At 61.8% G+C, this 21,249-nt stretch carries 19 protein-coding genes; 5 read left to right on the forward strand and 14 right to left on the reverse strand.

Annotated features, from left to right (window positions below; all coding sequences use genetic code 11):
- The first annotated feature begins 144 nt into the window (after nucleotides 1-144).
- Nucleotides 145-1,131, forward strand: coding sequence for an ABC transporter substrate-binding protein (locus AB8A23_RS17360; RefSeq protein ID WP_120292027.1), 987 nt, complete (start codon nucleotides 145-147; stop codon nucleotides 1,129-1,131).
- Between the two features lie 201 nt (nucleotides 1,132-1,332).
- On the opposite strand, the gene AB8A23_RS17365 is transcribed toward AB8A23_RS17360, so the two are convergent.
- On the reverse strand, nucleotides 1,333-2,334 hold the full coding sequence (locus AB8A23_RS17365) for a flavin reductase (RefSeq protein WP_439058779.1): 1,002 nt from the start codon (nucleotides 2,332-2,334) through the stop codon (nucleotides 1,333-1,335).
- Between the two features lie 140 nt (nucleotides 2,335-2,474).
- Here AB8A23_RS17365 and AB8A23_RS17370 point away from each other — a divergent pair, with 140 nt between their 5' ends.
- Nucleotides 2,475-3,521, forward strand: a complete 1,047-nt coding sequence (locus AB8A23_RS17370; protein ID WP_439058777.1) for a peptidase M29 — start codon at nucleotides 2,475-2,477, stop codon at nucleotides 3,519-3,521.
- A 28-nt stretch (nucleotides 3,522-3,549) separates the two neighbouring features.
- On the opposite strand, the gene AB8A23_RS17375 is transcribed toward AB8A23_RS17370, so the two are convergent.
- The 5 genes from AB8A23_RS17375 to AB8A23_RS17395 form a co-directional block, all read right to left on the reverse strand.
- Nucleotides 3,550-6,705, reverse strand: coding sequence for an efflux RND transporter permease subunit (locus AB8A23_RS17375; RefSeq protein WP_439058775.1), 3,156 nt, complete (start codon nucleotides 6,703-6,705; stop codon nucleotides 3,550-3,552).
- The gene (locus AB8A23_RS17380; protein ID WP_439058773.1) at nucleotides 6,702-8,108 is read right to left on the reverse strand and encodes an efflux RND transporter periplasmic adaptor subunit; all 1,407 of its coding nucleotides are present in this window, start codon (nucleotides 8,106-8,108) and stop codon (nucleotides 6,702-6,704) included. Before AB8A23_RS17380 ends, AB8A23_RS17375 begins: the two co-directional genes overlap by 4 nt.
- Complete coding sequence (locus AB8A23_RS17385; RefSeq protein WP_089263747.1) at nucleotides 8,105-8,512, reverse strand: FixH family protein; 408 nt, start codon at nucleotides 8,510-8,512, stop codon at nucleotides 8,105-8,107. Before AB8A23_RS17385 ends, AB8A23_RS17380 begins: the two co-directional genes overlap by 4 nt.
- 519 nt (nucleotides 8,513-9,031) lie before the next feature.
- Entirely contained in the window at nucleotides 9,032-10,327 is a 1,296-nt protein-coding gene (locus AB8A23_RS17390) for a DNA polymerase IV (RefSeq protein WP_439058771.1), read from the reverse strand.
- The gene (locus AB8A23_RS17395) at nucleotides 10,324-10,617 is read right to left on the reverse strand and encodes a DUF3572 domain-containing protein (RefSeq protein ID WP_092144364.1); all 294 of its coding nucleotides are present in this window, start codon (nucleotides 10,615-10,617) and stop codon (nucleotides 10,324-10,326) included. The genes AB8A23_RS17390 and AB8A23_RS17395 overlap by 4 nt, the downstream gene beginning before the upstream one ends.
- 221 nt (nucleotides 10,618-10,838) lie before the next feature.
- On the opposite strand from AB8A23_RS17395, the gene AB8A23_RS17400 reads away from it, so the two are divergent.
- Nucleotides 10,839-11,204: a response regulator gene (locus AB8A23_RS17400; RefSeq protein ID WP_068732379.1), complete on the forward strand. Its 366-nt coding sequence runs from the start codon at nucleotides 10,839-10,841 to the stop codon at nucleotides 11,202-11,204.
- A gap of 10 nt (nucleotides 11,205-11,214) precedes the next feature.
- A complete protein-coding gene (locus tag AB8A23_RS17405) occupies nucleotides 11,215-12,588 on the forward strand; it encodes a PleD family two-component system response regulator (RefSeq protein WP_089263751.1) in 1,374 nt (457 codons plus the stop codon).
- Between the two features lie 7 nt (nucleotides 12,589-12,595).
- Here AB8A23_RS17405 and AB8A23_RS17410 read toward each other — a convergent pair whose 3' ends face one another.
- From AB8A23_RS17410 to AB8A23_RS17425, 4 genes are all read right to left on the reverse strand, one after another.
- Nucleotides 12,596-13,369, reverse strand: a complete 774-nt coding sequence (locus AB8A23_RS17410; RefSeq protein WP_439058769.1) for a hypothetical protein — start codon at nucleotides 13,367-13,369, stop codon at nucleotides 12,596-12,598.
- A gap of 262 nt (nucleotides 13,370-13,631) precedes the next feature.
- Entirely contained in the window at nucleotides 13,632-13,799 is a 168-nt protein-coding gene (gene rpmG / locus AB8A23_RS17415) for a 50S ribosomal protein L33 (protein ID WP_068732385.1), read from the reverse strand.
- 126 nt (nucleotides 13,800-13,925) lie between these two features.
- Entirely contained in the window at nucleotides 13,926-15,251 is a 1,326-nt protein-coding gene (locus AB8A23_RS17420; protein ID WP_089263753.1) for an LLM class flavin-dependent oxidoreductase, read from the reverse strand.
- Nucleotides 15,252-15,462: 211 nt separating this feature from the next.
- On the reverse strand, nucleotides 15,463-16,377 hold the full coding sequence (locus AB8A23_RS17425) for a LysR substrate-binding domain-containing protein (RefSeq protein ID WP_439058767.1): 915 nt from the start codon (nucleotides 16,375-16,377) through the stop codon (nucleotides 15,463-15,465).
- 117 nt (nucleotides 16,378-16,494) lie between these two features.
- Here AB8A23_RS17425 and AB8A23_RS17430 point away from each other — a divergent pair, with 117 nt between their 5' ends.
- Nucleotides 16,495-17,232: an SDR family oxidoreductase gene (locus AB8A23_RS17430; protein WP_089264610.1), complete on the forward strand. Its 738-nt coding sequence runs from the start codon at nucleotides 16,495-16,497 to the stop codon at nucleotides 17,230-17,232.
- 51 nt (nucleotides 17,233-17,283) lie between these two features.
- On the opposite strand, the gene AB8A23_RS17435 is transcribed toward AB8A23_RS17430, so the two are convergent.
- The 4 genes from AB8A23_RS17435 to rnr form a co-directional block, all read right to left on the reverse strand.
- Complete coding sequence (locus AB8A23_RS17435) at nucleotides 17,284-17,502, reverse strand: hypothetical protein (protein WP_439058765.1); 219 nt, start codon at nucleotides 17,500-17,502, stop codon at nucleotides 17,284-17,286.
- A gap of 126 nt (nucleotides 17,503-17,628) precedes the next feature.
- The gene (locus AB8A23_RS17440; protein WP_439058763.1) at nucleotides 17,629-18,366 is read right to left on the reverse strand and encodes an NUDIX hydrolase; all 738 of its coding nucleotides are present in this window, start codon (nucleotides 18,364-18,366) and stop codon (nucleotides 17,629-17,631) included.
- A 53-nt stretch (nucleotides 18,367-18,419) separates the two neighbouring features.
- Nucleotides 18,420-18,842, reverse strand: a complete 423-nt coding sequence (locus AB8A23_RS17445) for a DUF983 domain-containing protein (protein ID WP_089263757.1) — start codon at nucleotides 18,840-18,842, stop codon at nucleotides 18,420-18,422.
- Nucleotides 18,843-18,846: 4 nt separating this feature from the next.
- Nucleotides 18,847-21,243 (reverse strand): ribonuclease R, encoded by a 2,397-nt coding sequence (gene rnr / locus AB8A23_RS17450; RefSeq protein ID WP_439058761.1) that lies wholly within the window; start codon nucleotides 21,241-21,243, stop codon nucleotides 18,847-18,849.
- Nucleotides 21,244-21,249: the final 6 nt, after the last annotated feature.

Consider the following 21,249-nt stretch of genomic DNA (forward strand, 5'->3'; position numbering starts at 1 on the left):
CCAGTCTGCTTCAATATAGCCCATAGCGAGGCATATTGCGCGATCATTTGAAGCATGAAACAATTGTGAGTGGGGAGCGCTTCGGCAAGAGAATTGCATTCGTTTCTGACTGCGGCCGGATCGCTGAAAACAGAGGAATTCAGGATGAAGCGGATCGCATCGAAGCGTGGCGTTGTGGCGGCTCTGGCACTCGGAGCGTTGCTGAGCAGTGGCTCGGCATTTGCCCAACAAACCATCAAGGTTGGCTGGACCATCCCGGCCGAAGAATCCAAATACTGGATGATGAAGCGTCCGCAGGAATTCGCGGATCTCGGCAAGAAATACAATATCGAGTGGGTGCAGTTTCAGGGCACCGCGCCGATGACGCAGGCACTCGCGGCCGGCGCGCTGGATTGCGCGACGCAATCGGTGCTGGCACTGGCGCAGGGCGTGCAGAGCGGCAACCTCAAGGCTTCGATCGTTGCGCAGCACGTGTTCGAAAAACCGGGCAGCTTCTCGGTCTATTGGGCGGTAAAGGACGACTCGCCGATCAAGACCATCGCCGACCTCAAGGGGAAGACGATGTCGATCAACACGCTCGGCTCCGGCATCTATGGCCCGATGGCGATCTTGCTGAAGCAGGCCGGCCTCGATCCGGCCAAGGACGTCAAGCTGGTTGAAGTCGGCTTCGCGCTCTCGGAAGAAGCGCTGCGTTCGGGCCGCGTCGATTCCGCCGTGATGAACCAGCCTTTCGCCGCGCGCATGGAAGCCAAGGGCGGCACCCGCAAGCTGTTCTCGCTGTCGCAGCAGCAGGACGGCATCGTGCATATTCTCGAAGCGTGCCGTGCGGACTTCATCGAGAAGAATCCGGAACTGGCCAAAATGTATGTGCGCGATCTGACGCTGGGCATGCAGAAGGCGCTGGCCAACCGCGACGAAACGCTGAAGGTCGTCAATGAAGTGATGAAGGCGCCGATCCCGGTGCTGGAAACCTACCTGTTGAAGGATAACGACTTCGCACGCGACCCCGGCGCCGCGCCGAATTTCGATGCGATCCAGAAGATGCTCGACACCTATGTCGAATCCGGAATGCTGCCGAAGAAGCTCGACGTCTCCGAGCTGAAGGGCAAGGTCGTCGCGCCGATCAAGTAACGGCGTCGCTCACTTACAAACAATGACACTCTCTCCGTCATGCCCGGCCTTGCGCCGGGCATTTTCGTTTGCTCGAGCCTTTCCGCCGTCATTGCGAGGAGCGAAGCGACGCGGCAATCCAGTTCTTTATTTGAAGAGAGACTGGATTGCTTCGTCGCAAGGGCTCCTCGCAATGACGGAGGAGACAAGCAGTGATTGTTGCTATTCGCTCGTCGCGTCCGACATGCCGCTGTCGATCAGGAGATCCAGCGTGTATTTGATGGTCGCGCGCTCGTCGTCGCTGAAGCGGCTCAGCAGCTCTGTCTCATGTTCGAGCGCCGCCTTCTGCACCGGCTTGACGCGTGCGCGACCCTTTGCGGTCAGGTAGAGCGTGACGCGGCGCCGATCGTTCGAGGTGCTCTTGCGCTTCAAGAGATCGTCACGCTCCATGCGGTCGAGCACTTTCGTCAGGCCCGGCTGCTTCATCAGCGCCATTGCGGCGAGCTCGCCGACCGACAGGCCCTCGACATCGGCGAGGCAGGCCAATACGCGCCATTCCGGCACCGTGAGCTCCCATTCCTTCAGCCGCGCGTGAAACGAGCTGGACACGTTGAAGCTGGCGCGCGCCAGGAGATAGGACAGGTAGCTGCGCGCAAAACTGTTGCTGGCCAGAGCCGGCGCACGTGGCTGTGCCTTGTCGATGCGGCGGAGTTGTCCGGAGTGGAAGACGAGGGGGTCGTGATTGCGCTCGACGAAGTGCACGACTTCGCCGACGAGGATCGTATGGTCGCCGCCGGGATAGCGCGCCCAGGTCTTGCATTCGAAGATCGGTGCGAGGCCCTCGATCAGCGGTGCACCGCTGATGCCCGGCGCATGGGCGATATCAGCAAACTTGTCGGAGCCGCGACGGCCGAAGCGCATCGCGAGTTCGCCATGATCGGCACCGAGAAAATGAATGGCGAAGGCATCGGCTTCGACGAAGGGATCGTGGCTCGGCGAAGATTTCGCGACGCTCCACAGCACCAGCGGCGGATCGAGCGAGACCGACGAGAAGGAGTTCGCGGTCATGCCGACAGGATGGTCGCCATTGGTGGCGGTGACGACGGTGACGCCGGTCGGGAATTGGCCCAGCGCCTGACGGAAGGTGGCGGGGTTGACCGCCTGCGCCTTGTCCGGGAGCTTGTTATCCGCGACCTTGTCCTGCGCCGTCTTGTCAAACGCCATGGAATTCGCCGCTCCGCGACACCCGCGACTGCCCAAAATACAGCGCCGGATTGTCCTTCAAGATTAAAAATATTCCTTTTCATATAACATGACCGCGCCTATCATCCAACCATAATCGCTTTAAAACACGGAGAAACGGCATGCTGGCGGATCGCATCGAGGCGAAATGGATCGACGCATTCTGCGAGATCTTCGAACGCTGCGCGGTCAAGCCCGGCGACACTGCCGCCATCCTCTCCGAGACGCAATCGCGCGCGCTGAATGTGCACATTGCCGAATTGGCATTGCTGCGCATGGGCGCGCGGCCGTTCCACGTCGTGGTGCCGACGCCGCGCAACAAGCAGGTCGTGCCAATCCGCTCCACCGGCGCGTCCGAAGCGATCCAGCAGCTCGGGCCGGTTGTATCTGCGCTGCAGCAGGCCGGCTTCGTCGTCGACTGCACCATCGAAGGCCTGATGCATGCGAAGGAAACACCGGAGATCCTGAAGGCCGGCGCGCGCATTCTCGTGATCTCCAACGAGCATCCGGAAGCGCTCGAGCGCATGGTGCCGGACTCCGCGCTCGAGAAGCGCGTGCGCGCGGCGGCGAAGATGCTGCGCGGCACGAAGCACATGAAGGTGACGTCGAGGGCGGGCACTGATCTGGACGTCAACATGGAAGGCGCAGCCACCGTCGGCGTCTGGGGCTGGACCGACAAGCCGGGCACGCTGGCACATTGGCCGGGCGGCATCGTGGTGAGCTTCCCGAAGAGCAAGACCATCAATGGCACGGTGGTGATGGATGCAGGCGATATCAACCTGACCTTCAAGCGCTATCTGACGTCGCCGGTGCGGATGCTGTTCAAGGACGACTATCTCACCGAGCTGACGGGCGAGGGCGCCGACGCCGAGATGATGAAGCGCTATCTCGCCGCTTGGGGCGATCGCGAAGCTTACGCCGTGTCGCATGTCGGCTGGGGCATGAACCCCAATGCACGTTACGAGGCGCTGCAGATGTATGATCAACGCGACACCAACGGCACGGAAATCCGCGCAGTGGCCGGCAACTTCCTGTTCTCGACCGGCGCCAACGAATTTGCGGGCCGCTACACCGCGGGGCATTTCGATCTGCCGATCTTCAAGACCACAATCACGCTCGATGGTGTGGACGTGATCAAGGACGGCGTGGTGCAGGACGTGTTCGGCTGAGTCCGAACACGTCCCTCCAAGCTCCGGGCTATCTGGTTACGGGCACTATCCCTTTTGCCGAGATCAAGCCGGCCTGAGGCAGCCGATAGCCCTTAACAATTGCATAGATCGCCGGGATCACAATCAATGTCAGCAGCGTCGACGAGATCATGCCGCCGATCATCGGCACCGCGATGCGCTGCATGATCTCCGAGCCCGTGCCGGTGCTCCACATGATCGGCAGCAGGCCCGCCATGATGGCGACCACCGTCATCATCTTGGGACGGACGCGTTCGACGGCTCCTTCCATGATGGCGTCGTATAGGTCGTTGCGCGTCAGAGATCGTCCTTCAATGTCCCGTCGCGCCTGGATCGCGGTCAATGCCTGATTCAAATAGATCAGCATCACCACGCCGGTCTCGGCGGCAACGCCGGCCAGCGCAATGAAACCGACCACGACTGCAACCGACAGGTTGAAGCCGAGCCACCACATCAGCCAAAGGCCGCCGACCAGCGCGAACGGCAGCGACAGCATGACGATCATCGTTTCGGTGATCGACCGGAAGTTCAGGTACAGCAGCAGAAAGATGATCAACAGCGTTACCGGCACGACGATCTTCAGGCGCGCCGTCGCACGTTCGAGATATTCGTACTGGCCGCTCCACATCACGTAATAGCCAGGCGGAAATTGAATGGTTGCCTGGACCGCGTGCTGCGCGTCGGCCACGTAGCCGCCGAGGTCGCGGTCGCGGATGTCGACATAGATGTAGGTGGCCAACTGTCCGTTCTCTGTCCGGATCGACGTCGGCCCTCTCGCCAGCGCAATCCTGGCCACTTCGCCGAGTGGGACCGCGCCACCTCCGGGCATCGGCACCAGCACGTCACTGGCGATAGCTTGCGGGCTGTCTCTGAGGTCGCGGGGGTACCGCATGTTGACGGTGAAGCGTTGCCGGCCTTCCACGGTCGTCGTCACCGTCTGGCCGCCGAGCGCGGTTCCGATGACGTCCTGGACGTCCTGGATCATGATGCCGTAGCGCGCCAATGCCTCACGATCCGGGGTCACATCGAGGTAGTAGCCGCCGATGCCGCGCTCGGCATAGGCCGACGACGTGCCCGGCACCGCCTTGAGCACCTGCTCGATCTGCTTGGCAAGCCGATCGATCTCGACGAGGTCGGTGCCGATCACCTTCACGCCGATGGGCGTGCGGATGCCCGTCGACAGCATGTCGATGCGGGCCTTGATCGGCATGGTCCAGGCATTCGACACGCCCGGAAACTGCAGCGCCTTGTCCATCTCGGCGATCAGTCCATCGACCGTGAGACCGGATCGCCACTCTTCCTTCGGCTTGAGGTTGATGATTGTCTCGAACATTTCGGAGGGGGCCGGATCAGTCGCTGTGGCAGCGCGCCCTGCCTTGCCATAGACCGAAGCCACCTCCGGAAACGACCGAATGATCCTGTCCTGTGTCTGCAGCAGTTCTCCGGCCTTCGTAACGGAGATGCCCGGCAGCGTCGTCGGCATATACATGAGCGTGCCCTCATTGAGACTGGGCATGAACTCGGTCCCGAGCTGACGTGCCGGCCAGACACTCGCCGCGAGAACGGCGACTGCGAGCAGGACGACCAGCGTCTTTGCGCGCATCACAACGGTGATGACAGGCCGGTAGACCCAGATCAGAAAGCGGTTGATCGGATTCTTGTGTTCCGGAACGATCCGGCCGCGAACGAAGATGATCATCAGGGCCGGGACCAGCGTCACCGACAGGATGGCGGCGGCGGCCATCGCAAACGTCTTGGTGAATGCCAGAGGGCTGAACAGACGTCCTTCCTGGGATTCCAGCGTGAAGATCGGCATGAACGACACGGTGATGATCAACAGGCTGAAGAATAGCGCCGGGCCGACTTCGGAGGCTGCCTCGATCAGGACCTCGACACGCGACTTGCCGGGGGCCGCGCGTTCGAGATGTTTGTGGGCGTTCTCGATCATGACGATGGCGGCATCGACCATGGCGCCGATGGCGATCGCGATGCCGCCGAGACTCATGATGTTGGAGCCAAGACCGAGCAGTTTCATGGCGCCGAACGCCATCAGCACGCCGACCGGCAGCATCAGGATCGCAACCAGGGCACTGCGGACATGCAGCAAGAATAAGATGCAGACGAGCGCGACGACAACGCTTTCCTCCAGCAATGTGTGCTTGAGCGTGGCGATGGCGGCGTTGATCAGGTTCGAGCGGTCGTAAACCGGAACGATTTCGACGGACTTCGGCAGACTGCTGGCGATCTCCTTGAAGCGCTTCTTGACGTTCTCGATGACGTCGAGCGCATTGACGCCGAAACGCTGCAGCACGATGCCGCTGGCGACTTCGCCTTCACCATTGAGTTCGGTGATGCCGCGCCGCTCGTCGGGGCCGAGTTCGACGCGCGCGACGTCGCGGAGCAGGACCGGCGTGCCGTTGTTGGTCTTGAGCACGACATTGCCGAGATCGTTGATTGACTTCAGATAGCCTCTGCCACGGATGACATACTCGAATTCGGACAGCTCCACCGTGCGACCGCCGACATCGGCGTTGCTAGCGCGGATGGCATCCCGCATCTTCTGCATGGTGATGCCGAGGTCGCGCATCCGAAGTGGATCGAGCACGACGTTATATTGCTTGACGAAGCCACCGACGCTGGCGACTTCGGCGACGCCTTCGGCTTTAGCGAGCGCGAACTTCAAATTCCAGTCCTGGATCGCCCGTGTGTCGGCAAGGTTCAATTCCTTGGACATGATCGCGTACTGGTAGACCCAGCCGACGCCGGTGGCGTCGGGGCCCATCGTCGGCGTGACGCCGGCGGGCAGGCGGGACGTGGCTCCGTTCAGGAATTCGAGAACGCGCGACCGGGCCCAGTAGATGTCGGTCCCGTCTTCGAAGATGACATAGACGAACGACACGCCAAAGAACGAGAACCCGCGCACCACTTTCGACTTCGGCACCGTGAGCATTGCCGTCGTCAACGGATAGGTGACCTGATCCTCGATCACCTGCGGCGCCTGGCCGGGGTACTCGGTATAGACGATGACCTGCGTGTCGGAGAGATCCGGGATGGCGTCGAGCGGCAGATGCGCCAGTGCGTAGATGCCAGCGGCTGCGGCGAACCCTGTGCCGAACAACACCAGCAGCAGATTGCGCGCCGACCATGCGATGATGCGGGCGATCATTGTGGGCTCCTCGCGTCGGAAAAGCCCTTCAGTGCGGCCTTCAGATTGCTTTCAGCATCGATCAGGAAATTGGCCGAAATGACGACTGGTTCGCCGTCTGCGACTCCCTCGCGGATTTCGGCATAGCCGCCGCCGCGACGGCCGAGTTCGACGCCGCGCGGTTCGAAGCGACCCTGTCCTTTGTCGATGAGCACCGATTGCCGGGTGCCGGTGTCGATCACAGCGCTCTCCGGGACGGACACGACCGGATCCGCACTTCCGGTCTCGATCGAAGCGTCGATATACATGTCCGGTAGCAGAGCGAGATCGGCGTTTGTGAGTTCGATACGGACGCGTGTCGTCCGGGTCTCGCGATTGACCTGCGGATAGATCACGTTGACCTTGCCTGCAAACTGCCTGCCGGAGAGGCTACGCGTCCGGACGGTCACCGGCTGTCCGACGGCGATGGCGCCAAGATCGCGCTCCGCGACATCGACCATCGCCCAGACGAGCGACGTGTCGGCGATACGAAAGAGGATGTCGCCGGGTTGCGCCCGCATTCCTTCGACGGCGTTGCGCTCAAGAACGATGCCGTCCCGCGGGGCGGCCCACGCGATGGAGATCGGGACGATGCGACTCTTCTCGATTTCGGCAATCACCGTGTCCGGAACGTCGAGATTCATGATCCGTTGACGGGACCCGCGCCCATACAGTCCGTCGCCGCCGGTTGTCTTCGACGTGATCGTCGCGACGTATTCCGCCGCAGCGGACGAGATCGCCGGGCTGTAGATATCCATCAAGGGCTGCCCGCTGCGGACCTTCGTGCCGGTGGTGACATCGGCAACCTTCTGCACCCAGCTTTCCGCGCGCATCGAGATCACGGAGATGCGCCGTTCGTCGAGCTGGATCGTGCCGGGTGCACGGATCGTCGTCAGGATCACGCGCTTGGCGGCTGGCTCGGACTTCACGCCCGTGCGCTGTATCTTGCCCGGAGAGAGCTTGACTGATCCATTGTCGGAATCGTCACCGTCGAACACCGGGATGTAATCCATCCCCATGGAGTCCTTCTTCGGCGTTGGCGACGTGTCCGGCAGTCCCATCGGATTGCGGTAATACTTGATCCTACGCTCTGTACTCACCGAGTTCGGACCCGGCATCGGCTCGGTTATGATATCCTCGAAGCTGATGTCAGCGTTCGCCGGAACGGCGCGGTAGTTGCGGCCGTCCAGCGTTTTCTTCGGCGTCGACGAGTATGCGGGCTTCCCGTCTGGATCTTGATAGTAGATCGGCGCTCGGGCTTCCTGCGCATCGGCGGGGGTGGCTACGGCGAGGGCGTGCGTCAACGGTCGCTGCGCGATGATGAATCCGCCTCCGGCCGCCGCGATGAACGCGGCGGCGGTGCCAGCTAAAACGGCGCGGTTCATTTCTGCGCCGTGATGACGAGCTTGTTCTCGACGGAGCCGGTTTCTCCCTGCACCTTGGCGCCCAGAGAAAGCTGCCAGCGACCGGCCATTCCGAAAGTGGCCTTGAACTTGTAGGTGCCGGGCTCGGCCCCCGATACTGGCGTGACCTTGGTGGCCATCTCCTGCATGCCGTCAGGAGCCATGTCGAGACGGGTTGCAAAAATAACGGCATCCGGCACGGGCTTGCCGGTCTTGGTATTCATCAGGCGAACGGTGATGATCTTGTCGGGGCCGGCCTGAACGGACTGATCGACGAGCTCGAACGTGTAGTCCTTGATGTCAGCCAGTGCAGCCGTGCTTGCGCCGCCCAAAGCGACAGCGAGCAACGCGGCCCGGAAGGCGCGCGGGGAGTTAGACGTCTTCATGGTTTGGTATCCTCGATTGAATCTGATGTGCCGCGAACGGCATGCGTCATCCGCGCGCCTGGAGGCACGCGGCAGCGACGGCGCTCAGCGCCGCTCAGATCGAAGTGCGAGGAGGGTGGTCTGGAGGGGGACGGTTGACGCCATCGGTCAGCGCGTCATTCAGCACCGAGTGGTAGGTTCGGACGGCGTGGCGAACCGTCATGGGTGGCGCCAAAGAGGGCCCCGCCTGGACGGTCTTCAACACGCAAATCGCGAGAAGTGGACAGTCCTGGCAATCCTTACTCTTCTGTTCGGATGGGCAGCAGGGCATGTCACCGGACATCGCCGACATGTCGGTCATCGTGGCCGACGGGCTTTTGGCGGCCGCCGGAGTCACCATTGGCGCCACCGAGAGGCCGATGGTCACGAAGATCGCTAGAAAGAGTTTCAGGAGCCGACGAAGATCCATATTCGACCATCTCACGGCCACCACAGCGTGGGAAGCCCGGGCACATCACAAGTTCGCAATCCCTATGGGGATTATGTCCTTGGCTTCTCCGGTCCGTCATAGGCAATGCCGCGGATCACCGCGGCACTGCCGAACTTCTTCCTGAGATCGTCCATCGCCCGCTCGGCATGCGACGAGCGGCGGTCGAGCATGTTGTCGTCGCCGGCCTCGTTGCCGGGCTTCAGCGCGCTGACACCGGTGCCGATCAGGCGGAAGGCGGTGCCGTCGATTTCCTTTGCCAGCATCTCGCGGCTGATATCGAAGATGCGCGCCGCCATCTGCGTGGGCGACTGGATCGATTGCGAGCGGGTGCGCTGGCGGAAATCCGCGGTTTTGAGTTTCAGCGTGACCGTGGTGCCGGATAATTCGCTGCTCTTCAGCCGTGATGAGACCTTCTCCGACAATCGCCACAGGATCTTTTCCAGCGTGGCGTAGTCGCGGATGTCTTCGTTGAACGTCGTCTCGTTGGAAATCGTCTTGGCGCCGCGATCGGCGACGACGAGGCGATCGTCGATGCCGCGGGCGAGGCGCCACAGCCTGCGGCCTTCGCCGCCGAACTGTTTCATCAGGTCGGTCTCATCGGCGCGCTGCAGATCGCTGATCTTGCGAAAGCCGCGCTGCGAGAGTTTCTCCGCGGTCGCCGGGCCGACGCCGAAGATGAAGCTGACAGGCCTGTCGGCAAGCATGGCCACGGCATCGTCCTGATCGAGCGTGGCGAAGCCGCGTGGCTTGTCGAGATCGCTGGCGATCTTGGCGAGAAACTTGTTCACCGACAGGCCAACCGAAACCGTGATGCCGATGGTGCGCTCGATGTCGGCGGCGAATTTCGCCAGCACCTTGGCTGGGATCATGCCGTGGACGCGCTGTGTGCCCGACAGGTCGAGGAAGGCTTCGTCGATCGACAATGGTTCGACCAGCGGCGTCAGTGCCTGCATGGCATGGCGCACCTCGCGGCCGACGCGGACATATTTCGCCATGTCGGGCCGCACCACGACGGCGTCGGGACAGAGATCGAGCGCCTTGAACATCGGCATAGCCGAGCGCACGCCATAGGTGCGCGCGATGTAGCAGGCCGCAGACACCACGCCACGCTTGCCGCCGCCGATGATGACGGGCCGATCGACGATGTCGGGATTGTCGCGCTTCTCGACGGTGGCGTAGAACGCGTCGCAATCGATATGCGCCAGCGTCAGGGACGGCAGCGCGTGGTGTCGCACCAGGCGCGGCGACCCGCATGACGTGCAGCGCTTGACGCGTGCATCCAGATCCACAAGGCAATCCCGGCAGAAGCAGCGCGGTCCGCTCAGCTCTGCCGGAGAGGGGCTCACGTAAAGTCCTGCCCGCGGGGATCGAGCGCCTGCCGCGCGGCGGCGATGGTGGTCGGATCCAGTTGCGACGACGCCGAAAACGCCTTCACGGTCTCGTCGTCGCGCAGCACGAAATCGAGCACGCTGACGAGGAACTGTGGATCCTTTGCAGCCGAGCGGAGAGTCTCCGGACCGATTCCGCTCTCGGACAGGAACAGGCCCAGCCGCTCGGGGTCACCGGCAACGAAGGAAAGCGCCTGAATCGCAACGATTTCAGCAACTTCGCTGGGGTGGCGCTGGGGTTTTTTCATCACGCGTGTTTGCCTTTCCGTAACTTATCGTCTCTATTTTAAATCATCATGCCCGAGTCACCGGGGCGATTCCAGTTGCAGGGATATGCGCGGTACACGGGCACTTCGGCGGGTGGCCGAAGTGAATTTGGAAGTTCGCTTCGAACATCACATTGGCCGGTGACGCAGGGCAATCATGCTCCGCGAAACAAGAACGCTCGGGTTCTGGATTGGAGGGCGGGATGGCAAAAACCGTCCTGATCGTGGAGGACAACGAGCTCAACATGAAGCTCTTCCGTGACCTGCTGGAAGCCCATGGCTATCAGACAGTCGGCACGAGCAATGGCTATGAAGCGCTCGATCTTGTCCGCTCGCTCCGCCCCGATCTCATCCTCATGGATATTCAGCTACCGCAGGTCTCCGGTCTCGAAGTGACCGGCTGGATCAAGAAGGATCCTGCGATCAGCATGATCCCCGTCGTCGCCGTCACAGCCTTCGCCATGAAGGGCGACGAAGAACGTATCCGCGAAGGCGGCTGCGAAGCCTATTTATCAAAGCCCATTTCGGTCGGAAAATTTATCGAAACCGTGCGTCGGTTCATCGGTTAGGGAGTTCCCTATGTCAGCGCGTATTCTTGTCGTCGATGACATCCCCGCCAACGTGAAACTTCTGGAAGCCCGTCTCTCGGCGGAGTATTTCGACGTCATCACCGCCTCCAACGGCGCACAGGCGCTGGAAGTCTGCGCGCGTTCCGAATGCGACCTGATCCTGCTCGACGTCATGATGCCCGACATGGACGGCTTCGAAGTCTGCCGTCGCCTGAAAGCCAATCCGAAGACGCATTTCATTCCGGTGGTCATGGTCACCGCGCTGGATTCGCCGTCGGATCGCGTGCGCGGCCTCGAAGCCGGCGCCGATGACTTCCTCACCAAGCCCGTCGCCGATGCCGTGCTGGTGGCGCGCGTACGCTCGCTGACGCGTTTGAAGATGATGACCGATGAGTTGCGCATGCGCGCCATCACCTCGCTGGAAATCGGCGTACAGGCGCCCGAGCGCAGCGCCGTGTCTGATCTGGGTGTGGGCGGACGCATCCTGCTGGTCGACGACCGTCCGTCATCCTATGAGCGGCTGGCGCCGGTCCTGTCGGCCGAACACACCGTCGATGTCGAACCCAATCCGACCGAGGCGCTGTTTCATGCCGCCGAGGGCAATTACGACCTGCTCATTGTCTCGCTGAGCCTCGAGAATTACGACGGATTGCGGCTGTGCAGCCAGGCGCGTTCGCTGGAGCGCACGCGGCAGATTCCGATTCTCGCCATTGCCGATGCCGATAACAATCCGCGGCTGCTGCGCGGTCTCGAGATCGGCGTCAACGACTACCTGATGCGCCCGGTGGACAAGAACGAGCTGCTGGCCCGCGCCCGCACGCAGGTCCGCCGTCGCCGTTATACCGATCATCTGCGCGACAACGTTCAGCACTCCATCGAAGCTGCGATCACCGACGGTCTGACCGGACTGCACAACCGCCGCTACATGGAAAGCCATCTGGAAACGCTGGCAGAGCAGGCGGCCACCCGCGGCAAGCCGCTGGCGCTGATGATGCTCGACATCGACTTCTTCAAGTCGATCAATGACAATCATGGCCATGATTGCGGTGACGACGTGTTGCGCGAATTCGCCGTTCGCATTCGCAAGTCGATCCGCGGTATCGATCTGGCCTGTCGCTACGGCGGCGAGGAATTCGTCATCGTCATGCCCGAGACAGACATGCACGTCGCCAGCATGGTGGCCGAGCGTCTGCGCCGCTCGATCGCCGGCGAGCCGTTCTCCATCGACAAGGGCAACAAGCGCATCGAGGTCACGATCTCGATCGGGTTGTCGACGCTGGAGAAGAAAGGCGAGCCCGTCGCCGACGTGCTCAAGCGTGCCGACGTGGCGCTGTACCGCGCCAAGCACGACGGCCGCAACCGCGTGGTTGCGGCGGCGGCTTAAGTTACTATCACAGCCGCGTTCGTGCCGATGGTTGCGACCATCGCGATGGCGGCGAGATCGGGCGCGATCCCGTATCGAAGGTCTGTGTGACCTGCCGGGCCGCGCAGTAAGCCGGGCGCGTCATGCGTGCGCGCAGATAGGCGTCGGCTTCTTTCGTCGGCAATTCCTTATCGATCACGAGTTTGTCGAGCGCGCAGGCGAGGGCATCCGCGCCGGGCTTGGTGCCGGTGGCGTCGCAGGTCCAGCCGGAGAGGAACACAGTTCTGGTATCGAAGCGCGAGCTGAAGGCGAGGCACTGTTTCCAGCGGCCATCGGTCTCGACGCGCGTTTCGACGGCATGGACAGGGCCGTAGCGCGTTTCCAGATCGAAGTGCGTGGAGAGCGTCTGGAAGCGCATGTTGCGCAAAAGCTTTGTTTCGCGCGGTTCGAAAGTCGGCCGCGTCTGGAGGCCGCCTGGGGGCGGGAATGCGATCGCCACGGTGAGATCGATCCCGCGATGATCCAGTGCCCCGTATTGCATGACCTCAACACGGCCAAGCAGTCCACTGGTGATGATATCGGAGCTGACGGGTAACCGTGTGAAGCTGCCGTCAGTGATCCTGAAAGCTGGCTTGTCCTGGACCACCTGGACGCGATTGCCCCAGAGCCAGATCACCCCGAAGGCGATGAGCCCGAACACGATCATTCCGAAAAAATAGAATCCGTAGCGGACGAAGACGCCTGCCAGAAACACCGCAGACGTGAACTGGCCAGCCGTCGTGTCTGAATCGCGGAAAGACAAGGGTTGCTCCCGATGCAAATCAATTGCGTCGAATGATACCGACTTGTCGCACGAAATGACGTGAATACCGTTTCAATCGCAGGCTTCATGCCCGCCATAGTTGTGGCAGGGTAAACGTGGCGCTGCGCGGATCGCTAAAATTGAAACGATTGAGCTGGGCTTCTTACTTAACCTCGCCCCGCGCGTTGCGGGGGAGAGGCTCAAAAGAAAACGGGACCCGAAAGGGCCCCGTTCAAAATCCGTCAGCAGCTGCGTTCAGCGCTTACTTGATCTTGGCTTCCTTGAATTCAACGTGCTTGCGCGCGACCGGGTCGTACTTCTTCTTGACCATCTTGTCGGTCATGGTGCGCGAATTCTTCTTGGCGGTGTAGTAGAAGCCGGTGTCCGCGGTGGAAACGAGCTTGACCTTGATGGTGACCGCTTTGGCCATGGCAGAACCTCTGAATGTCGGGAATCGGGTGACAGCCAGAGAACTGGCCGTGTTGGGGCGCAACCTAGCCCCGAACGCCCCAAAGTCAAGGTTTTCCGGGGCGGTAAATCCGGGGATTTGCTGGTCTTAGCCCGGAAAGAAGCGGTTTTCGGGCCGTGGTAGCCCCAAATTCTCGCGGAGCGTCCGGCCTTCATACTCCCTGCGGAAAACCCCGCGCTTTTGGAGTTCCGGGATCACCCGGTCGACGAAGTCGTTCAGCCCCTCCGGCAGATAGGGGAACATGATGTTGAAGCCGTCTGAGGCCTCGGTTTCCAGCCATTCCTGCATCTCGTCGGCGATGGTCTGGGGCGTGCCCACGAAGGCCGAGCCGCCATAGCCGCCGAGGCGCTGGGCAAGCTGGCGCACGGTCAGGTTCTCGCGCTTCGCGAGGGCGATCACGCGCTCGCGGCCGCTCTTGCTGGCATTGGTTTCGGGAATCTCGGGCAGCGGGCCATCGGGATCGAAGCCGGAGGCATCGGTGCCGAGATTGATCGAGAGCGAGGCGATGGCGTTGGCGTAATGCACCTTGCTGTCGAGCAGCGCGCGTTTCTCCTTGGCTTCATCCACGCTGTCGCCGACCACCACGAAGGCGCCGGGCAGGATCTTGAGATGATCGCGGTTGCGGCCGAGCTTCTCCATGCGGCCCTTGATGTCCGCATAGAGCTTCTGCGCATCGCTGATCGCGCCGCCGCCGGTGAACACCGCTTCTGCGGTTTCGGCGGCAAGCTGCTTGCCGTCTTCGGACGCGCCGGCCTGCACGATGACGGGCCACCCCTGCACGGGACGCGCGATATTCAGCGGCCCGCGCACCGAGAGATACGGGCCCTTGTGATCGAGCACATGCATCTTCTCAGGGTCCATGAATATGCCGGTCTCGACATTGCGGACGAAGGCATCATCGGCAAAGGAATCCCACAGCCCGGTAACGACGTCGTAGAACTCGCGCGCGCGCTTGTAGCGCTCGGCATGCTCCATGTGATCGTCGAGGCCGAAGTTCAGCGCGGCATCAGGATTCGACGTTGTCACGATATTCCAGCCGGCGCGGCCGCCCGAGATGTGATCGAGCGACGCAAAGCGGCGGGCGACGTGATAGGGCGCGTCAAAGGTGGTGGAGCCGGTGGCGACGAGGCCGATGTTGTCGGTGACGGCGGCCAGCGCTGACAGCAGTGTGAAGGGCTCGAACGATGTCACCGTGTGGCTGCGCTTCAGCGCCTCGACGGGCATATTCAGCACGGCAAGATGATCGGCCATGAAGAAGGCGTCGAACTTGCCGGCCTCGAGCTTGCGGATCATCTGTTTGAGGAAGGGAAAGTTGAAGTTGGCGTCAGGCTGAGCGCCGGGATAGCGCCATGCGCCGGTATGGATGCTGATCGGGCGCATGAAGGCCCCGAGCTTCAACTGACGCTTCGCCATCTGGAATTCCCCGTGATGCTGGTCGGGAACAGATAGGGACGCCGACGCGCGCAGGTAGATGCTGCTCACGAGAAGATTATTGCGATTTGTGGATTATCTGCAGAACCTCATCCTGAGGAGCGGCGTCTTCGTCGCGTCTCGAAGGATGGAGGCCGGCGCTCATGGTTCGAGACGGCGCTGAAGTAGCGCCTCCTCACCATGAGGACGGAGCTCACACCCGCTTCGGATTCAGCGTCGGGTCCATCGCAAATTGCGTTTCCAGGTAGTCGATCATGGCGCGGGTCTTCTGCGGCACGAAGCGGCGCGAGGGATAGACCGCGCTGATCGGCACCGGTTTCGGTTCGAAGGCTTCGAGCAACACAATGAGACGACCGGTCTCGATCTCATCCCTGAAATGCCAGATCGGCACAAACCCGATACCGAGGCCGGACATCACGGCTTCGCGAATGCCTTCCGAACTCTGGGTTCGCACCGGCCCCGTGGCTTCGATAGCGATCGGGCCGTCCGGACTTTCGAAGCGCCAGGTCACGCCGCCGGTGAAGCGCGTATAGGGGATGCAATCATGCCCGATGAGATCGTTCGGATGCGCAGGCAGCGTCTTGCCGCGCAGATAGGACGGCGACGCCACGAGGATGCGGCGTGTCACGCCGATCTTCCTGGCGATCAGGTTCGGGTCGGTCACGACGCCGGAGCGGATCGCGAGATCGATGCCGTCCTCGACCAGATCGCTGAAGCCGTCACTCATCACGAGGTCGACACTGACATCGGGGTAGCGCGCCAGAAAGCCCTTGAGATGCGGGATCACCCGCAGCCGTCCGAACACCACCGGGAGGGCCAGTTGCAACGTGCCTGATGGTCTGGCCCGGCGTCGTCCCACCGCGCCCTCGGCCTCGGCAACGGCTTCCAGCGCCAGTTTGGCGCGCTCGTAGAAACTGCGGCCGTCATCGGTGAGCGTCAGCTTGCGGGTGGTGCGGGTGAACAATCGGGTGCCGAGATGGTCTTCCAGCGTTGCCACCTGGCGGCTGACGGTCGGCTGGCTGGAATTCTGCTCCTCAGCCACACGGGTGAATGAGCCTGCTTCGACGACGCGGATGAAAGCCTGGAAAAGGGCGAATGTATCGGTCATTCATCCAGAATACGGATAAATAATATCCGAACAAGCCCATAACCGCCAGTGAGCGAATGGACGATGTTCTCCATGTCGGACGGCGATGGCGCCGCCCCAGATCAAATGGAGAGCATCATGACCCGCAAACTCGAAGGCAAAATCGCAGTCGTCACCGGTGGCAGCGCCGGCATCGGTCTGGCCGCCGCGCAGCGTTTTATCGACGAAGGCGCCACCGTGTTCATCACCGGCCGCCGCCAGGCCGAACTCGATGCCGCCGTGAAGCAGCTCGGACCGAAGGCCGTCGGCGTGCAGGCGGACGCTGCCAAGCTCGCCGATCTCGCGCATCTGTTCGATACGGTGAAGGCTGCCAAGGGCAAGATCGACGTGCTGTTCGCCAATGCCGGCGGCTATGAATTAAGCGCGTTCGGCCAGATCACCGAAGACGTCTATGACAAGATGTTCGACATCAACGTGAAGGGCGTTTTGTTCACGGTGCAGCAGGCATTGCCGCTGCTGTCCGACGGCGCCTCGGTGGTTCTCACCGGCTCGGTATCGGGATCGAAGGGCATGGAGTCCTTCAGCGTCTACAACGCCACCAAGGCAGCGATCCGCTCGTTCGCGCGCAGCTGGACCTCGGACCTCAAGGCGCGCAAAATTCGCGTGAATGTCGTCAGCCCCGGACCGATCCAGACCCCCGGCCTCGACGTCTTCGCCAATGACGATGTGAAGGGCTACCTCAAGACCATCGTGCCGCTCGGCCGTCTCGGTACCGCGGACGAAGTCGCGAAGGCGGTTCTGTTCCTGGCATCGGATGACTCCAGCTTCGTCGCCGGCGCAGAATTGTTCGTCGACGGTGGTCTCGCTCAGATCTGACGATGGGCTTGGCAGAGCAGGAAGGCGCCGCGTATGCGGCGTCTTCTCGTGTCAGAAACTGTGCATGTGTGCGCTGGCGCGATACTCGCTCGCCATCAACTCTTCGTTTTCAGCAACCTGAATCCACGAGATGGCGAGTTGTAGCAATGCACGAATTTTGCGTGGGTCAGCTTCCACGCTGGCGCGCTGGCTGAGTGCCGACGCCTTGCGACGATATTCCAGTGACGCGCGCGTAAATGTCGAAGACTCGACCTGCGGCGTCCAATTCATCTGTCCCATAACTGGGAATTCCTGTGAGCAAGACAACGGTAGCTTACCGTGCCTCACCAGTTATCCCACTACGGAAACAGTTAGAATTAGAATAGATCGAAAAGCGAGACCTCTTACTTGATTAACTCAGCTATCGCTGGGCAGCATGTCGAGTTGCATCTTGCCGCTGTACCAATGGAAGAAGGGCAGCGGCGCGTCGTGACGGAGCGGGCCGGTGGCGAGACGCTGCTGCAATTGATTGAGCACGTTCTTCGTCATTGCGTGCGCGTCGGCGAGATGTGCGGAGCCGAGTTCGACCCAGACCAGTTCCACCAGTTCGGCATCGGCATGCACCACGCCCTCGACGCGATGCGCGATCGACGATGCATCTGCTGTGAAGAAACGCGTATCGAAGCGCTTGATACGGCCGGGTGGTGTGATGGCGCGCGCAATCAGAAACAGGCCCGAGGGATCGGGCAGGAGACCTGCATCGCTAAAAGCTTCCCATACGCCGGGGAGCTTCCTGGTCGCGCCATCAACCTTGCGGCCGAGGCAGAGGCCCGTTTCTTCGCAGGCTTCGCGGATCGCAGCGACAGCGAGCGAACGCGCGCGCGACGGCGGCGTCTTCGGGCTGCCTTTCATCAGGTTGGCTTCAAGCTCCGGCGGCAAAGGTGCAGCCACCGGAATCTTGTTGTCGGTCGTGTCGACACTGCCGCCGGGGAAGACGAACTTGCCGGGCATGAACACGACCTTGTCGTGACGCTTGCCGACAAGCACTTTCGGAATCGGGCCGGAGCGATCGACCAGCATCAGGGTCGCAGCGTCGCGCGGACGCTTATAGGGATGGTGGTCGGCTTCCTTGCCGATCTCGACTGCGTCGCTCATTCCGTCTCCTGAAATTCTTCTTATTACGTGCTGTTCAAGGGACGGAGAACGTATCAGTCAGCCGGGCCGTCGCCAAATCCGTGCATGCGGAATGCCCACTGCAATCCCACCACGGCGCCCTTGACGGGTTGCAGCAGCAACAGCGACGCGATCAGCGTGATCGGCAGGTAGATCGCAAGTTGCAGCGCGACCGATGGCGAGTAGTTGGTCTCGATCCACAATGCGATCGGCACGACGATGTGACCGACGATGACGATCACGAGATAGGCGGGAAGATCATCGGCGCGGTGTGCAGAGAAATCCTGTCCGCACTTGTCGCAGTGATCTGCGGTTTTCAGGAAGGCGCGAAACATCTTGCCTTCGCCGCAGTTCGGGCAGCGACAGGCGAAGCCGCGCTTCATCGCGGTCCACACATTGCGTTTGGCGGAGGAATCCAGCGTCGCGCTCCAGATCTTCGGTGTGGTCAATGTCATCATGACGTTACCCCTTTTTTGGCTTGCCGGGGTTACCACCGGCGCGAGCCTTGTCAGCTTTGGCAGCCTGCCGGGCGTTGCGACCGGGTTTGGCTTTCTTGGGCGCCTTGACCTTCTTCGACGATTTGAACTTCGTCGCACCAGAAGACCTGGCACCCGGATGACGCGGCCGGTCTGCAGCGTCATTGCTGCGGGCATGTTCGCGTCGGCGGTTCCGTGGGGCGGTATTGCCCTCGGAAAGCATTTCGAACCGCAAGGCACCTGCAACGGGGGCTGCCTCGACCAGACGGACATCGACGACGTCACCCAACCGATGCATGGCACCACTGCGTGTACCGACGAGGGCGTGGCGAGCTTCGTCATAGTTGAAGTATTCGGTGCCCAACGTGCGGATCGGGATCAGGCCATCGGCGCCGGTCTCGGTCAATCGGACAAAGAGTCCAGCCCTGGTGACGCCGGAGATCCGGCCCCGGAAGGTGGCGCCGATCTTGTCGGCCAAAAAGTGCGCGATCAGCCGGTCGGACGTCTCGCGCTCGGCCTTCATGGCCCGGCGTTCGGTGGCCGAAATCTGCGCCGAGATTTCGCTCAGTGTTTCCACGGTTTCGGTCTCAGGCAGTGCGCCTTCGCCAAGCCCGAGCGCACGGATCAGTGCGCGATGCACGATCAGATCTGCGTATCGCCTGATAGGCGAGGTAAAATGCGCGTAGCGGCGCAGGTTCAGACCGAAATGTCCGTAATTCTCGGCGGCATATTCCGCCTGGGCTTGCGAGCGCAAAACCACTTCATTCACCAGCGGTTCGGAATCCTGACCTTTGACCTGTGACAGCACCCGGTTGAATACCGATGGCCGCAATACGCCCGCTTTGGCGAACGGCATGTCGAGGGTCTTGAGGAATTCCTGCAGGTTGTGAACCTTCTCCACCGAAGGCTCATCATGTACCCGATAGATAAGCGGCAGAGCCTTCTTTTCAAGCGTTTCGGCTGCGGCGACGTTGGCCAGGATCATGAACTCTTCGATGAGCTTATGCGCGTCGAGCCGCTCCGGTACGATGACGCGATCGACGGTGCCGTCCTTCTTCAGCAGGATTTTTCGCTCTGGGATGTCGAGATCGAGCGGATCGCGTTCGTCGCGCGCGAGCTTGACCTGCGCATAGGCCGCATAGAGCGGCTTCAGGATCGGTTCGAGCAGCGGGCCGGTAGTATCGTCGGGATGGCCATCGATGGCGGCTTGCGCCTGTGCGTAATTCAGCTTGGCCGCCGAGCGCATCAGGATGCGATGGAACGTGTGTGACTTCTTGCGGCCATCGACACCGATCACCATGCGTACGGCGAGGGCGCCGCGCGGTTCGCCCGGCACCAGCGAACACAGGTCGTTGGAGATGCGCTCCGGCAGCATCGGTACGACGCGATCGGGGAAGTAGACGGAGTTGCCGCGGATCAGCGCATCGCGATCCAGCGCAGAGCCGGGGCGCACATAGAAAGCGACATCGGCGATCGCGACGCTGACAATGTATCCGCCTGTATTGTTCGGATCGGAATCGAGCTCCGCGTAAACGGCGTCGTCATGATCCTTGGCGTCCGGCGGATCGATGGTGACCAGCGGCACGTCGCGCCAGTCTTCACGCCCCTGCAATGTCGCAGGCTGCGCGGCTTCCGCTTCCTTCAGCGCATCGCGGGAGAACGCTTGCGGGATATCGTGCGAGTGGATCGCGATCAGGCTGACCGCCTTCTCGGAGGAGAGCGAACCGAGCCGTTCCTTCACCTTGCCGGAGCCGAGGCCATAGCCACGCGTACGAATGAGATCGACACTGACGAGATCGCCGTCCTCGGCGCCGTTGGCGTCTGACGCGGCGATGTTGAGTTCGCGCCCGGCCTGCTTCTTGTCGACCGGGATCAATCGTCCGCCGCCATTCGGCAGCGCGCGATAGATGCCGAGCAGACGTGTGCGGGCACCTTCGAGCACCCGCACGACGCGGCCCTGATAGCTGGCTAACTCGCCATCGTTCTCGATCTTCTCGATGCGCAACAATGCGCGGTCACCAACACCTGCCGCGGTGCCGGGCAGGGGACGGCGCGGCGTGTGAATGCGAATTTTTGGCACCGTGCCGTCTGCCTCGTCCCATTCGACGGGCGTGGCGATCAACTCGCCATCGGCATCCCTGGAGGTGATGTCGACCAGCACTGTCGGTGGCAGCGCTGCGGGCTCGCGCACGCTGCGGCCTTTCTTGGCGATGGCGCCTTCGTCGGCGAGTTCGCGCAGCATGCGCTTGAGCTCGACACGGGCGGCGTTCTTCAGTCCGAATTCACGCGCGATCTCGCGGGTGCCGATCTTGCCGGGATACGCGCGAACGAACGCGACGATGGCATCCCTGGTTGGAAAGCTGCTGTCACGTTTCTTGTTCACAATTGT

Origin of the sequence: Tardiphaga sp. 619_E2_N8_4 (genome assembly GCF_051810905.1) — a bacterium.
GTDB lineage: Bacteria > Pseudomonadota > Alphaproteobacteria > Rhizobiales > Xanthobacteraceae > Tardiphaga > Tardiphaga robiniae.

Excerpts from the sequence above, each read along its gene's own strand:
- AB8A23_RS17360 (WP_120292027.1), top strand. The coding sequence starts at position 145 with ATGAAGCGGATCGCATCGAAGCGTGGCGTTGTGGCGGCTCTGGCACTC.
- AB8A23_RS17365 (WP_439058779.1), bottom strand. The coding sequence starts at position 2,334 with ATGGCGTTTGACAAGACGGCGCAGGACAAGGTCGCGGATAACAAGCTC.
- AB8A23_RS17370 (WP_439058777.1), top strand. The coding sequence starts at position 2,475 with ATGCTGGCGGATCGCATCGAGGCGAAATGGATCGACGCATTCTGCGAG.
- AB8A23_RS17375 (WP_439058775.1), bottom strand. The coding sequence starts at position 6,705 with ATGATCGCCCGCATCATCGCATGGTCGGCGCGCAATCTGCTGCTGGTG.
- AB8A23_RS17380 (WP_439058773.1), bottom strand. The coding sequence starts at position 8,108 with ATGAACCGCGCCGTTTTAGCTGGCACCGCCGCCGCGTTCATCGCGGCG.
- AB8A23_RS17385 (WP_089263747.1), bottom strand. The coding sequence starts at position 8,512 with ATGAAGACGTCTAACTCCCCGCGCGCCTTCCGGGCCGCGTTGCTCGCT.
- AB8A23_RS17395 (WP_092144364.1), bottom strand. The coding sequence starts at position 10,617 with ATGAAAAAACCCCAGCGCCACCCCAGCGAAGTTGCTGAAATCGTTGCG.
- AB8A23_RS17400 (WP_068732379.1), top strand. The coding sequence starts at position 10,839 with ATGGCAAAAACCGTCCTGATCGTGGAGGACAACGAGCTCAACATGAAG.
- AB8A23_RS17405 (WP_089263751.1), top strand. The coding sequence starts at position 11,215 with ATGTCAGCGCGTATTCTTGTCGTCGATGACATCCCCGCCAACGTGAAA.
- rpmG (WP_068732385.1), bottom strand. The coding sequence starts at position 13,799 with ATGGCCAAAGCGGTCACCATCAAGGTCAAGCTCGTTTCCACCGCGGAC.
- AB8A23_RS17420 (WP_089263753.1), bottom strand. The coding sequence starts at position 15,251 with ATGGCGAAGCGTCAGTTGAAGCTCGGGGCCTTCATGCGCCCGATCAGC.
- AB8A23_RS17425 (WP_439058767.1), bottom strand. The coding sequence starts at position 16,377 with ATGACCGATACATTCGCCCTTTTCCAGGCTTTCATCCGCGTCGTCGAA.
- AB8A23_RS17430 (WP_089264610.1), top strand. The coding sequence starts at position 16,495 with ATGACCCGCAAACTCGAAGGCAAAATCGCAGTCGTCACCGGTGGCAGC.
- AB8A23_RS17435 (WP_439058765.1), bottom strand. The coding sequence starts at position 17,502 with ATGAATTGGACGCCGCAGGTCGAGTCTTCGACATTTACGCGCGCGTCA.
- AB8A23_RS17440 (WP_439058763.1), bottom strand. The coding sequence starts at position 18,366 with ATGAGCGACGCAGTCGAGATCGGCAAGGAAGCCGACCACCATCCCTAT.
- AB8A23_RS17445 (WP_089263757.1), bottom strand. The coding sequence starts at position 18,842 with ATGATGACATTGACCACACCGAAGATCTGGAGCGCGACGCTGGATTCC.